Source organism: Pseudazoarcus pumilus (assembly GCF_002872475.1).
Lineage (GTDB): Bacteria > Pseudomonadota > Gammaproteobacteria > Burkholderiales > Rhodocyclaceae > Pseudazoarcus > Pseudazoarcus pumilus.
The window spans coordinates 3,120,198-3,132,227 of record NZ_CP025682.1; the positions used below are offsets into that span (position 1 = coordinate 3,120,198).

Genomic DNA, 12,030 nt, shown 5'->3' on the forward strand with positions numbered 1-12,030 from the left:
CGGGCTAACAGTGAAGGGCGGGACATCCGCGTGAGATGCGCTGGCACGGACCCTGATGCGACGCGCCCTCGATGATTCGCGGGGCGCGCGCCCCGCGAATCATACCGCGGTGTCGATGCGGGTCGAGAAGCGGTAGCCGCTGCCGCGCACGGTCTGGATCAGCCCGTCGTGGCCGCTACCCTCGAGGGCTGAGCGCAGGCGACGGATATGCACGTCGACGGTGCGCTCCTCGACGAAGACGTGGTCGCCCCATACCTGGTCGAGCAACTGGGTGCGCGAATGCACGCGTTCCGGGTGCGTCATCAGGAAGTGCAGCAATCGGAACTCGGTCGGCCCCAGCGACAGCGACTGGTCGCCCGCCCGCACGCGGTGTGCGCCCGGATCGATGCACAGGCCGCCGAGCTCGACAGGATCATCCGTGACTTGCGGCGCGCGCCGGCGCAGCACGGCCTTGATGCGCGCGACCAGCTCGCGCGGGGAGAAGGGCTTGGTGATGTAGTCGTCGGCGCCCGTTTCCAGCCCCGTCACCTTGTCGGCCTCCTCGCCGCGCGCGGTGAGCATGATGATCGGCGTTGCACGGGTGCGCTCGTCGGCACGCAGGCGCCGCGCCAGTTCGACGCCGGACATGCCGGGCAGCATCCAGTCGAGGACGATCAGGTCCGGCAGCGCCTCGCGCACCAGTCGCTGTGCCGATTCGGCGTCGGCCACGCGCACCACGTTGTGGCCCGCGCGGGTCAGATTCACCGCGATCAGTTCCTGGATCGCCGGCTCGTCCTCGACGAGAAGGATGTTTGCAGCCATGGGGTTCGCTCCATTCGTTTCCGCGCAGTCTATTGCAGAAGCTTGAAGCTTTTGTGACAGGTAACCTGCCCCGGCTTCGCGTGGGGACCGAATACCGTGCTGCAGGCTTCGGGTATCATGATCGGTCACACAACCACGATTCGGCAAGGCACCATGGCAGGACTCGATTCGACCACTCCGAAACCGACCGGCATCACCGTGCACCGCAAGTCCAGGGAGCTCGAACTGCGCTTTGACGACGGCAACGTCTTCCACCTGCCGTTCGAGTTCCTGCGCGTGTTTTCGCCGTCGGCGGAAGTCCGCGGCCATGGGCCGGGCCAGGAAGTCCTGCAACTGGGCAAACGCGACGTCGACATCCTCGCGGTCGAACCGGTGGGCAACTACGCGATCCGTCCGCGCTTCGACGACGGCCACGACAGCGGCCTGTATTCCTGGGATTATCTGTACGAGCTCGGCACGCAGCGCGAGCAGATGTGGCGCCGCTATCTCGAAGAGCTGGAGCGGACCGGCGGCAGCCGCGATCCGGCGCTGGCGCCACCGCCTGCGCCCAAGGGCGGATGCGGCTCGCACGGGCACTGACGCATGGACGACAAACAGACCCACTTCGGATTCCGCACGGTCGCCGAAGGCGAAAAGCGCCACCGCGTGGCACAGGTGTTCTCGTCGGTGGCCGGTCGCTACGACGTCATGAACGACCTCATGTCGATGGGCCTGCATCGCCTTTGGAAGCGCTTTGCGATTGGGCTTTCGGGCGTGCGCGAGGGCTCGCGCGTACTCGACGTGGCCGGAGGCACGGCGGATCTTTCGCTGGCCTTCGCGCGACGCGTCGGCACCTCGGGGCAGGTCTGGCTGACCGACATCAACCACGCGATGCTCTCGGTCGGGCGTGACCGCGTGGTCGACGCGGGCTACGCATTGCCGGTGGCGCAGTGCGACGCGGAACGGCTGCCCTTCCCTTCGAATCACTTCGACTGCGTCACGGTGGCCTTCGGCCTGCGCAACATGACGCACAAGGACGTCGCGCTGGCCGAGATGACCCGCGTGCTGCGTCCGGGCGGGCGGCTGCTGGTGCTCGAGTTTTCCAAGGTATGGGCGCCGCTCGCACCGGCCTACGACTTCTATTCGTTCAAGGTGCTGCCATGGATGGGCGCGCGGGTCGCGGACGACGCTGACAGCTACCGCTATCTGGCCGAATCGATCCGCATGCATCCGGACCAGCCCTCGCTCGGCGCGATGATGGAACAGGCCGGGCTGTCGCGGGTCGAATGGTTCAACATGACCGGCGGCGTCGTCGCGCTGCACCGGGGCTACAAGATCTGAACGGGGCGCGCGCCGCGCGCCCGTAAAGCCGGCGCCCGACCGGCATTCCCTTGCTAGGAGCCAACATCGCAATGAAGCACTTCGTGATCACCCTGGTGGCCGTCCTGTTTACCTTCGGCATGTTCGTACCCGACGCCGAGGCGCGCCGCTTCGGCGGCGGTGGCAGCTTCGGCATGCAGCGGCAGATGTCGCCCCCGCAATCGCCGCGCCCCGCGGCGCAGGCACCGGTGCGTCCGGGCGCGCAGGCCGCGCCCAACCGCTCGTCGTGGATGGGACCGATTGCCGGCCTGGCCGCGGGCCTGGGTCTGGCCGCGCTGTTCTCGCATCTGGGGCTGGGCGAGGGCTTCGCCTCCTTCGTGCTCATCGCACTGATGGTGTTCGCCGGCGTGATGCTGTTCCGCTTCCTGGCACGCCGCGCCCTTGAAGGCCAGCAGGCGCAGAGCGCACAACGCATGCAGTACGCCGGAAACGCACCGGGCGCTTTCGGTGGCGCGGCGCCGGCATCGATGGCCGAGATGGGTGGCGCGGCATCGCCGGTGCAGCAGGACGATCTGCGCAGTCAACTCGACGAGGCGGCCTTCCTGCGCCAGGCCAAGCTCAATTTCATCCGCCTGCAGGCGGCCAACGACCGCGGCGATCTGGCCGACATCCGCGAGTTCACCACACCCGAGGTGTTCGCCGAGATCCGCATGCAGATGGCCGACGCACCGACGGGGCCGGTCCAGCACACCGATGTGATCGATCTCGATGCCGAGGTTCTCGAGGTGACCGAGGAGAGCGGGCGCTACGTCGTCAGCGTACGCTTCACCGGTCTGCTGCGCGAGGAGGCCGACAGCCCGCCGGCGCACTTCGACGAGATCTGGCATCTGGTCAAGGAGCGCGAGGGCACGAGTGGCTGGCGGGTGGCCGGCATTCAGCAGGCCGGCTGAGTCCTGCACGCGCCCATGTTCGATCGCGTTTTCGTTCGCGCAGTCGATCATCTGCTCGCCGACGCGCCCTGGGCGCGCGAGCGACTGATGCCCCATGCCGACTGCGTGCTGCACGTCGACAGCGTGCCGTTCGAGGTACGTGCCCGCATCACCGACGAGGGGCTGCTCGACGCGGCAGATGCGGATCAGGTTGCATCGGTACGGATCACGCTGCCGCTGGGCGAGATGCCTGCAGCCCTCGCTTCGGGTGGACTCGCAAAGGCCTTCGGCCGGGCGCGCATCGAAGGCGACGCGGAACTGGCCGAGACGCTGGGTTTCGTGTTTCGCAACCTCGAATGGGATGTCGAGGAAGATCTGGCACGCGTAGTCGGCGACATCCCGGCCCACCGACTGGCCGATGCGGCGCGCGCCTTGCGCTCCGGTGCAGCACGTGGCGCCGAAGCGCTGCGCGGAAACGTCGGCGAGTACCTCAGCGAGGAGTCCGGGCTGCTGGCGACGCGTCCTCAGCTCGAGGCCTTCCGCGGAGAAGTGGCCACCCTGCGTGACGCGCTCGCGCGGCTGGAGAAACGTGTGTCGCGGGTGGAGCGCAAGTTGCATCGCTAGGGCGACTCCCCGACGAAGGGCAAAAAAAAAGGTTCATCGCGCTTTTCCGGGGAAGGCATCCTTGATCTTGAGGAAGAAGTAGGCTGAGTCGCGGAATCCATAGGCCATGCGCTTGATGACCTTGATGCGGTTGTTGACGCCCTCCAGAACGCTAGTGTTGAGCGGGAAGATGGCCGAGGCGAGGATGCCGCGTAGGTACTTGCGCAGCCGTTTCGCGAAGGCAATAGCTGGGGCGATGCCACTGTCGATAGCCATGCGGTACCAATCTTTCCATCTGCGAGCACCTTCGCGCACGGTCGGTGCAAACCAGATTTCCTTGATCGCGGTCTTGAGCAGGTAGACGGTGGCCAGCGGTGCATTGGCCGCCAACAACTCGTCGAGCTTGACTGCTTGCTCGCTGCCGAGGTTGTCGCGGTTGCGCAGCAGCAACCAGCGAGAACGCTTGATCACTTTGCGCTGTGCGGGTGCGCTGCGCAAGGCGTTGGCCTGATCGACGCGCACCCGATCAACGACGTCCCGGCCGAAGCGCGCAACGGCGTGAAACAGGTCATAGACCACCTCAGCGCTCGGACAATGGGCGCGTACTTCCAGATCGAAGGCCGTGTTCATGTCCATGGCGACCGCCTCGATGCGCTGACAGCCTTGTTTGCCGAGCAACTGGAAAAACGGTCGGACCGCGGCGCGGCTGTTGCCTTCGCCGACCCACAGCACACGCATGCGCTCTGCATCCATGATTACCGTCGCGTAGCGGTGCCCCTTGTGTAGTGCGAACTCATCCATCACCAGCCGTCGCACACCCTGCGCCTCGAAAGCGCCGTGTTGGGCTTGCAGGCGCCGCTGATCGATGCGCTCGATGGTGTGCCAGTGCAAGCCGGTCAGTTGGGCTACGTGGGCAATCGGCAGGATCTTTACGAGCGCCTCGACCCAGGCCCGCAGCCGGTGCGTGATGCGCTCGCCCGCATCGAGCCAACTCAGGCGCTCGGCGGCGCGCGCACCACAGTGGTAGCAGTCGAGCCGGCGAATCGGCACATCCAGCCAGACCCGTCGGTCGAACCAGTCTCGCTCGCGCACCAGCCGTCGTCGACGTTCGTGCAGCAGCACGCAGTCACTGCCACAACGACCACATCGGGGACGGTAGGAGGGCTCTTCACACAGATGTAGAAGCAACGAGCCATCGGCACGTTCTTCGTAGGAATCCACAACATGGCCTTCCCAGAAGACCATGTCCAACATAGCATCTCGCATGACGGGGAAGAGGAAGGGGATCGGTTTGTTTGGCGACTGCCAATTTACCAACCTCCGACCCGTCAACCACTACTTCCCCCAAATCACGCGAAGAACCAAAAAAAACGACCGCCGCGGCGGTCGTTTTTTTCGTCGAGGCGCGTCGTTCAGTGACCGCGCTTCTTCATCTTCTGGATCGCCTGGATCTGCGCGATCGCCTCCATCAGTTCGGCCTGGGCCTTGGCGTAGTCGATCTGCGCGCCTCGATCGTGCAACGCCTCTTCGGCAAGCCGCTTGGCCTCCAGCGCCTTGGCTTCGTCCAGATCCGCACCGCGGATCGCGGTGTCGGCGAGCACCGTCACCAGACCCGGCTGCACTTCGAGCAGACCGCCGGCGACGAAGATCAGTTCTTCCTCATCCTTGTCGGCGAGCTTGACGCGTACCGCGCCGGGGCGGATGCGCGTGAGCAGCGGCATGTGGCCGGGCAGAATGCCCAGTTCGCCGGCTTCACCGGGCAGGACGACGAATTCCGCCAGTCCGGAGAACAACTGTTCCTCTGCACTGACGACGTCCACGTGAACAGTCATGGCCATGGGGTGTCCTTATGTTCTGCGTTGCGGCGGGTCGCCCCGCCGCAGCACGCTTTTAGAGCTTCTTGGCCTTTTCCTCGGCTTCCTCGATGGTGCCGACCATGTAGAAGGCCTGCTCGGGGAGCTGATCGCATTCGCCGCTGACGATCTTCTTGAACCCGTTGATCGTGTCCTTGAGCGTCACGTACTTGCCCGGCGCGCCCGTGAACACCTCGGCGACGTGGAAGGGCTGCGACAGGAAGCGCTGGATCTTGCGCGCGCGGCCCACCGCCAGCTTGTCTTCCGGCGAGAGCTCGTCCATGCCGAGAATCGCGATGATGTCGCGCAGTTCCTTGTAGCGCTGCAGCGTCTGCTGAACCTGACGGGCCACGTCGTAATGCTCCTCGCCGACCACCAGCGGATCGAGCTGACGGCTGGTGGAGTCGAGCGGATCGACCGCCGGGTAGATACCCAGGGCGGCGATGTCACGCGACAGCACGACGGTGGAGTCCAGGTGCAGGAAGGTCGTCGCGGGCGACGGGTCGGTGAGGTCGTCCGCGGGCACATACACGGCCTGGATCGACGTGATCGAGCCGACCTTGGTGGAGGTGATGCGCTCCTGCAGGCGGCCCATTTCCTCGGCCAGCGTCGGCTGGTAGCCCACCGCCGACGGCATGCGGCCGAGCAGCGCGGACACTTCGGTACCGGCCAGCGTGTAGCGGTAGATGTTGTCGACGAAGAACAGGATGTCACGGCCATCGTCGCGGAAACGCTCGGCCATGGTCAGACCGGTCAGCGCCACGCGCAGACGGTTGCCCGGAGGCTCGTTCATCTGACCGAACACCATCGCGACCTTGTCGAGAACGTTGGAGTCCTTCATCTCGTGGTAGAAGTCGTTGCCCTCACGGGTACGCTCGCCCACACCGGCGAACACCGACAGGCCCGCGTGCTGCTTGGCGATGTTGTTGATCAGTTCCATCATGTTGACGGTCTTGCCCACGCCGGCGCCGCCGAACAGGCCGACCTTGCCGCCCTTGGCGAACGGGCAGATCAGGTCGATGACCTTGATGCCGGTCTCGAGCAGTTCCACCGACGGGGAGAGCTCGTCGAACTTGGGCGCCTTGGCGTGAATCGGGCGCAGCTCGTCGGACTTGATCTCGCCGGCCTCGTCGATCGGGCGACCGAGCACGTCCATGATGCGACCCAGCGTGCCTTCGCCGACCGGCACGGAAATCTGCGCGCCGGTGTCGGAAACCGACATGCCGCGACGCAGGCCATCGGTCGAACCCATGGCGATGGTGCGCACCACGCCGTCGCCGATCTGCTGCTGCACCTCGAAGGTCAGGCCCGCTTCGACGATGCCGCTGTCGTTGCCGGCGCTGTCGAGCTTGAGGGCGTTGTACACCTTGGGCATCGCGTCGCGCGGGAACTCGATATCCACCACGGCGCCGATACACTGAACGATCGAACCAGTACTCATCGTCATTTCCTTAAAAGCATTAATCCGTTACACCGCGGCTGCGCCGCCGACGATCTCCGAAAGTTCCTTGGTGATCGCGGCCTGGCGGGTCTTGTTGTAGACCAGCTGCAAGTCGCCGATGACAGTCTTTGCGTTGTCCGAAGCGGCCTTCATCGCCACCATGCGCGCGCTCTGCTCGGACGCCATGTTCTCGACCACGCCCTGATAGACGAGCGTCTCGACGTAGCGAATCAGCAACTCGTCGACGACGGCCTCCGGCGTGGGCTCGTAGAGGTAGTCCCAGGACGCGTCCGGCGTGCCGAGCTGCTCGCCGGTCACCGGCAGCAGCTGTTCGAGCACCGGCTCCTGCTTCATGGTATTCACGAAGCGGGTGTAGGCGAGATAGACGGTATCGAGCTCTTCCTCGCGGAAGGCATCGAGCACGACCTTCATCGGGCCGATGATCTTGTCGAGGTGCGGCGTGTCACCGAGCTGGGTGATGTGCGACACGACCTGCGCGCCGATGCGCTGCATGAAGCCCAGGCCCTTGTTGCCGATGCAGCACACACGGATCTCGGAAGCGCCACTGCCTTCCCACTGCTTCATCGCGTTGATGACGATGCGCTGGATGTTGGTGTTCAGACCCCCACACAGCCCCTTGTCGGACGTCACGATGATCAGGCCGATCTTCTTGCCTTCGGCCTTGCGCACGACGAACGGATGGCGGTAGTCGGCCACGTTCGCGTCGGACAGGTTGGCGGCGAGCTGGCGGATCTTCTCGGCGTAGGGACGGGCGCCACGCATCCGCTCCTGCGCCTTGCGCATCTTGGACGCGGCGACCATCTCCATCGCCTTGGTGATCTTGCGCGTGTTCTGGACGCTCTTGATCTTGGTCCGGATTTCCTTACCGCTTGCCATAAATCAGCCTCCCTCGCGGTCTCAGGACCAGGTCTTCTTGAACGCCTCGATCGCCTCGCTGAGCTCCTTCTCGCCGTCGGCATCGAGCTGCGCCTTCTCGAGAATGCTGTTGAAGAGCTTGCCGTGCTGATCTTCGACGTGCTTGTGCAGTGCGGTTTCCAGCGCCAGCACACGGTTGACCTCGACGTCGTCGAAGTAGCCTTTGCTGATCGCGAACAGCGTGATCGCGAGCTGGGCGATCGACAGCGGCGCGAACTGCGCCTGCTTCATCAGCTCGGTGACGCGGCGGCCACGCTCGAGCTGACGACGCGTCGCGGCGTCCAGGTCCGAGGCGAACTGGGCGAAGGCGGCCAGTTCGCGATACTGCGCGAGGTCGGTACGGATACCACCGGAGAGCTTCTTGATGACCTTGGTCTGGGCCGAACCGCCCACACGCGACACCGAGATACCGGCGTTGATGGCGGGACGCACACCGGCGTTGAACAGGTCGGTCTCGAGGAAGATCTGACCGTCGGTAATCGAGATCACGTTGGTCGGCACGAAGGCGGACACGTCACCGGCCTGGGTCTCGATGATCGGCAGCGCGGTCAGCGAGCCGGTCTGGCCCTTGACCTTGCCTTCGGTGAACTTCTCGACGTAGTCGGCGTTGACGCGCGCAGCGCGTTCGAGCAAACGGGAGTGCAGGTAGAACACGTCACCCGGGTAGGCTTCGCGGCCCGGCGGACGACGCAGCAGCAGCGAAACCTGGCGATAGGCCCAGGCCTGCTTGGTGAGGTCGTCATAGACGATCAGCGCGTCTTCGCCACGGTCGCGGAAGTACTCGCCCATGGTGCAGCCGGCGTAGGCCGACAGGTACTGCATGGCGGCCGATTCCGAAGCCGATGCGGCGACGATGATGGTGTACTCGAGCGCACCGTGCTCTTCGAGCTGGCGAACCACGTTGGCGATGGTCGACGCCTTCTGGCCAATGGCCACGTAGACGCAGACCATGTTCTGGCCTTTCTGGTTGATGATCGCGTCGACGGCCACGGCGGTCTTGCCGGTCTGGCGGTCGCCGATGATCAGCTCGCGCTGGCCACGACCGATGGGCACCATCGAGTCGATCGACTTGAGACCGGTCTGCATCGGCTGCGAAACGCCCTCACGGGCGATGACGCCGGGGGCGACCTTCTCGATCTTGTCGGTGAGCTTGGCGTTGATCGGGCCCTTGCCGTCGATCGGCTGACCCAGCGCGTTGACCACGCGTCCGAGCAGCTCGGGGCCGACCGGCACTTCCAGGATGCGGCCGGTCGCCTTGACCGTGTCGCCTTCGCGGATGTGCTCGTAGTCGCCGAGGATGACCGCACCGACCGAGTCGCGCTCGAGGTTGAGCGCCAGGCCGAAGGTGTCGCCCGGAAATTCCAGCATTTCGCCCTGCATGACGTCGGCCAGGCCGTGTACGCGGGTGATGCCGTCGGTCACCGAGACCACCGTGCCTTCGCTGCGCGAGGACGCGCTCAGCTTGAGGTCCTGGATCCGGCTCTTAATCAGTTCACTGATTTCAGAGGGGTTGAGTTGCATTTTGCGATAACTCCTAGTTCTTGAGCGCAGCGGCCATGTTCGCGAGCTTTCCGCGGACCGAGGTGTCGATGACGTCGTCGCCGACCGCGATGCGCACGCCGCCGATGAGCTCCGGATCCACGCGCACGTGGACGTTCAGCTTGGCCTTGAAGTGGGCTTCGAGGTCTTTCTGGAGCTTGGCGCGCGCGGCGTCGTCGAGCGGGAAGGCGGAACTGACGTCGGCTTCGAGCACCCCTTCGTGCCCGTTCTTCTTCTGCACGAACAGGTCGCGGATCTGGGGCAGCACCTGCAGACGGTCGTTCTCGACCAGGATGCGGACGAAGTTCTGCTGGTCGGCACCGAGCCCCTCGCCGGCGACGCCCGTGACCAGGGCGCACACCTGTTCGTCGGTGAGCTTCGGATCGCGGACGGCGGCCTGCATGGCCTCGTCCGAAACGATGGCGGACAGGCGATCGAGCAGGTCGAGCCACTGCCCCAGTGCCTTTTCCGCCTTCGCCTGCTCGAACGCGGCGTCCGCGTAGGGGCGCGCGATGGTGAGGTTCTCGGCCATGACTTAGTGCAGTTCCTTCTTCAGGTTGGCAAGCAGCTCGGCGTGCGCCTTGGCGTCGATCTCGCGGCGCAGGATCTTCTCGGCGCCGGACACCGCGAGCACGGCGACCTGCTCGCGCAGATCATCCTTGGCGCGCTGCATCGCCGCACCGGCTTCCTTCTCGGCCGCGGTACGCGCCTGCTCGACCATGCGTGCAGCTTCGCCACGCGCCTCTTCGATCAGCTTGGCGGCCTGCTTTTCCGCAGCCGCACGGACATCGCCTGCCGATTCGCGCGCCTTGCGCATCTCGTCGACGGCTTTCTTTTCGGCACGCTCGAGGTCGGATTTGGCCTTGTCCGCAGCTGCCAGCCCGTCGGCGATCTTCGCCGCGCGCTCGTCGAGTGCCTTCATGATCGGCGGCCACACGAACTTCATCGTGAACCAGCCGAGAATGAAGAACACAACGATCTGGGCTATCAGGGTTGCGTTCAGATTCACGTTTCTTGACCCTCGTTGGGTTGAGAGGTGGTAAGGCTCAGACGACGAACGGGTTGGCGAAGGCGAACATCATCGCGATACCGACACCGATCAGGAACGCAGCGTCGATCAGGCCGGCGAGCAGGAACATCTTGGTCTGCAGGGCGTTCATCAGCTCCGGCTGACGCGCGGACGCCTCGAGGTACTTGCTGCCCATGATGCCGATGCCGATGCATGCGCCGATGGCGCCCAAACCGATGATCAGACCAGCAGCCAGCGCGACGTAACCCAGGGTGACTTCCATGACAACTCCTTCAGAGATAGGTGACTAGGAAAAGCTCGGGATGATACAGAAAATCAATGGCCTTCATGCGCCTGACCGACGTACACCAGGGTCAGCATCATGAAGATGAAGGCCTGCAGCACGATGATCAGCACGTGGAAGATCGCCCAGATCGAACCTGCGACGAGGTGACCCAGGAAGCCGAACACGGTGGCCGTGCTGCCCAGCAGCGCAATCAGCACGAACAGCAGCTCGCCGGCGAACAGGTTGCCGAACAGCCGCAGGCCGTGCGAGACGGTCTTGGCGAGGAACTCGATCATCTGCATGACGAAGTTCACCGGCCACAGCAGCGGATGGGCACCGAACGGGGCGGTGAACAACTCGTGCACCCAGCCACCGAAGCCCTTGATCTTGATGTTGTAGTAGACGCACATCAACAGCACCGAGATCGCCATGCCCATCGGGATGTTGATGTCGGCGGTCGGAACGACACGCATGTAGGCCTCGCCGGCGTGCTCGACGAAGCCCATCGAAACGAGCGCGCCGCCCCAGGCCATCGGAATCAGGTCAACCGGAAGCAGGTCCATGAAGTTCATCAGGAACACCCAGATGAACACGGTCAGCGCCACGGGTGCCACGAACTTGCGCGACTCGGCACTGTGGATGATGTTCTTGGCCTGATCGTTGACCATCTCGATCATTATCTCGAAGAAACCCTGGAAGCGGCCCGGAACACCCGAAGTGGCCTTCTGCGCGACGCGCCACAGGATGAACACCGTCAGCGCGCCCAGACCGAAACCCCAGAACACCGAATCGAGGTTGATGTAGCTCCAGTCGACGATGGCCTCTTGCGCGTGCCCCGTCTGATTGAGGTTGGTCAGGTGGTGCGTTACGTACTCGGATGCGGTAGGAGCGTGCCCAGTAGCCATTTAAGTCTTCACCAGAAAAGCAAACAAATTCGCCTTGAGCGCCAGGATCAGCCCGATGAACAGAGCCCCCCAATGGAGATCCGGATAACCGAGACCGATCAGCACCAACAAACCCACGATCGCGACGATCTTGAAGAACTCGCCGACGACGAAGGCCATCGCGGTACCTGGCCCACCGGAGCGCGAGGACAAGGCCTTCATGCGCAACGCGAACAGTGCGTTCGGAACGACGCACACCAGCCCCCGAGGGCCGCAGAAATGGCGCCATGCACCCCGAAAAAAACGGCCGCCAGGGCCGCCGCTGCGAGGGTCGCGCAAATCTGCAGGTAAACCGCTTTCAACATGGCCTTTGGCCTGCAGGCACCGGGAAACCCCGCCACCTGCGGCTGAAAATCCGGTCAATGGTAGGGGTTAACCGTAATCAAGTCA

General features: G+C 64.4%; 15 protein-coding genes. 4 read left to right on the top strand and 11 right to left on the bottom strand.

Annotated features, from left to right (window positions below):
- Positions 1-99: 99 nt before the first annotated feature.
- Entirely contained in the window at positions 100-801 is a 702-nt protein-coding gene (phoB, locus tag C0099_RS15300) for a phosphate regulon transcriptional regulator PhoB (protein WP_102248227.1), read from the bottom strand.
- A gap of 153 nt (positions 802-954) precedes the next feature.
- On the opposite strand from phoB, the gene C0099_RS15305 reads away from it, so the two are divergent.
- From C0099_RS15305 to C0099_RS15320, 4 genes are all read left to right on the top strand, one after another.
- Positions 955-1,380: a gamma-butyrobetaine hydroxylase-like domain-containing protein gene (locus C0099_RS15305; protein WP_102248540.1), complete on the top strand. Its 426-nt coding sequence runs from the start codon at positions 955-957 to the stop codon at positions 1,378-1,380.
- 3 nt (positions 1,381-1,383) lie between these two features.
- Complete coding sequence (gene ubiE, locus C0099_RS15310; RefSeq protein ID WP_102248228.1) at positions 1,384-2,121, top strand: bifunctional demethylmenaquinone methyltransferase/2-methoxy-6-polyprenyl-1,4-benzoquinol methylase UbiE; 738 nt, start codon at positions 1,384-1,386, stop codon at positions 2,119-2,121.
- A gap of 71 nt (positions 2,122-2,192) precedes the next feature.
- The gene (locus tag C0099_RS15315; protein ID WP_102248229.1) at positions 2,193-3,050 is read left to right on the top strand and encodes a Tim44 domain-containing protein; all 858 of its coding nucleotides are present in this window, start codon (positions 2,193-2,195) and stop codon (positions 3,048-3,050) included.
- 15 nt (positions 3,051-3,065) lie between these two features.
- Entirely contained in the window at positions 3,066-3,653 is a 588-nt protein-coding gene (locus C0099_RS15320) for a ubiquinone biosynthesis accessory factor UbiJ (protein ID WP_102248230.1), read from the top strand.
- 33 nt (positions 3,654-3,686) lie between these two features.
- Here C0099_RS15320 and C0099_RS15325 read toward each other — a convergent pair whose 3' ends face one another.
- From C0099_RS15325 to C0099_RS15370, 10 genes are all read right to left on the bottom strand, one after another.
- Positions 3,687-4,898 (bottom strand): ISL3 family transposase, encoded by a 1,212-nt coding sequence (locus tag C0099_RS15325; protein ID WP_408634103.1) that lies wholly within the window; start codon positions 4,896-4,898, stop codon positions 3,687-3,689.
- A gap of 146 nt (positions 4,899-5,044) precedes the next feature.
- The gene (locus C0099_RS15330) at positions 5,045-5,470 is read right to left on the bottom strand and encodes a F0F1 ATP synthase subunit epsilon (protein ID WP_102248231.1); all 426 of its coding nucleotides are present in this window, start codon (positions 5,468-5,470) and stop codon (positions 5,045-5,047) included.
- Between the two features lie 52 nt (positions 5,471-5,522).
- Positions 5,523-6,926, bottom strand: a complete 1,404-nt coding sequence (gene atpD / locus C0099_RS15335; RefSeq protein WP_102248232.1) for a F0F1 ATP synthase subunit beta — start codon at positions 6,924-6,926, stop codon at positions 5,523-5,525.
- Positions 6,927-6,953: 27 nt separating this feature from the next.
- Positions 6,954-7,823: a F0F1 ATP synthase subunit gamma gene (gene atpG, locus C0099_RS15340; RefSeq protein ID WP_102248233.1), complete on the bottom strand. Its 870-nt coding sequence runs from the start codon at positions 7,821-7,823 to the stop codon at positions 6,954-6,956.
- A gap of 21 nt (positions 7,824-7,844) precedes the next feature.
- Positions 7,845-9,383: a F0F1 ATP synthase subunit alpha gene (atpA, locus tag C0099_RS15345; protein WP_102248234.1), complete on the bottom strand. Its 1,539-nt coding sequence runs from the start codon at positions 9,381-9,383 to the stop codon at positions 7,845-7,847.
- Between the two features lie 13 nt (positions 9,384-9,396).
- Positions 9,397-9,933 carry a F0F1 ATP synthase subunit delta gene (locus C0099_RS15350; protein ID WP_102248235.1) on the bottom strand — a complete coding sequence of 179 codons (537 nt, stop codon included), beginning with the start codon at positions 9,931-9,933 and terminating at the stop codon, positions 9,397-9,399.
- Between the two features lie 3 nt (positions 9,934-9,936).
- Positions 9,937-10,410 (bottom strand): F0F1 ATP synthase subunit B, encoded by a 474-nt coding sequence (locus C0099_RS15355; RefSeq protein WP_102248236.1) that lies wholly within the window; start codon positions 10,408-10,410, stop codon positions 9,937-9,939.
- A gap of 37 nt (positions 10,411-10,447) precedes the next feature.
- Positions 10,448-10,693 (bottom strand): F0F1 ATP synthase subunit C, encoded by a 246-nt coding sequence (gene atpE, locus C0099_RS15360; RefSeq protein WP_102248237.1) that lies wholly within the window; start codon positions 10,691-10,693, stop codon positions 10,448-10,450.
- Between the two features lie 53 nt (positions 10,694-10,746).
- Positions 10,747-11,601, bottom strand: a complete 855-nt coding sequence (gene atpB / locus C0099_RS15365) for a F0F1 ATP synthase subunit A (protein WP_102248238.1) — start codon at positions 11,599-11,601, stop codon at positions 10,747-10,749.
- Positions 11,602-12,003 carry an ATP synthase subunit I gene (locus C0099_RS15370; RefSeq protein WP_332870249.1) on the bottom strand — a complete coding sequence of 134 codons (402 nt, stop codon included), beginning with the start codon at positions 12,001-12,003 and terminating at the stop codon, positions 11,602-11,604.
- Positions 12,004-12,030 lie beyond the last annotated feature (27 nt).

Excerpts from the sequence above, each read along its gene's own strand:
- phoB (WP_102248227.1), bottom strand. The coding sequence starts at position 801 with ATGGCTGCAAACATCCTTCTCGTCGAGGACGAGCCGGCGATCCAGGAA.
- C0099_RS15305 (WP_102248540.1), top strand. The coding sequence starts at position 955 with ATGGCAGGACTCGATTCGACCACTCCGAAACCGACCGGCATCACCGTG.
- ubiE (WP_102248228.1), top strand. The coding sequence starts at position 1,384 with ATGGACGACAAACAGACCCACTTCGGATTCCGCACGGTCGCCGAAGGC.
- C0099_RS15315 (WP_102248229.1), top strand. The coding sequence starts at position 2,193 with ATGAAGCACTTCGTGATCACCCTGGTGGCCGTCCTGTTTACCTTCGGC.
- C0099_RS15320 (WP_102248230.1), top strand. The coding sequence starts at position 3,066 with ATGTTCGATCGCGTTTTCGTTCGCGCAGTCGATCATCTGCTCGCCGAC.
- C0099_RS15325 (WP_408634103.1), bottom strand. The coding sequence starts at position 4,898 with ATGCGAGATGCTATGTTGGACATGGTCTTCTGGGAAGGCCATGTTGTG.
- C0099_RS15330 (WP_102248231.1), bottom strand. The coding sequence starts at position 5,470 with ATGGCCATGACTGTTCACGTGGACGTCGTCAGTGCAGAGGAACAGTTG.
- atpD (WP_102248232.1), bottom strand. The coding sequence starts at position 6,926 with ATGAGTACTGGTTCGATCGTTCAGTGTATCGGCGCCGTGGTGGATATC.
- atpG (WP_102248233.1), bottom strand. The coding sequence starts at position 7,823 with ATGGCAAGCGGTAAGGAAATCCGGACCAAGATCAAGAGCGTCCAGAAC.
- atpA (WP_102248234.1), bottom strand. The coding sequence starts at position 9,383 with ATGCAACTCAACCCCTCTGAAATCAGTGAACTGATTAAGAGCCGGATC.
- C0099_RS15350 (WP_102248235.1), bottom strand. The coding sequence starts at position 9,933 with ATGGCCGAGAACCTCACCATCGCGCGCCCCTACGCGGACGCCGCGTTC.
- atpE (WP_102248237.1), bottom strand. The coding sequence starts at position 10,693 with ATGGAAGTCACCCTGGGTTACGTCGCGCTGGCTGCTGGTCTGATCATC.
- atpB (WP_102248238.1), bottom strand. The coding sequence starts at position 11,601 with ATGGCTACTGGGCACGCTCCTACCGCATCCGAGTACGTAACGCACCAC.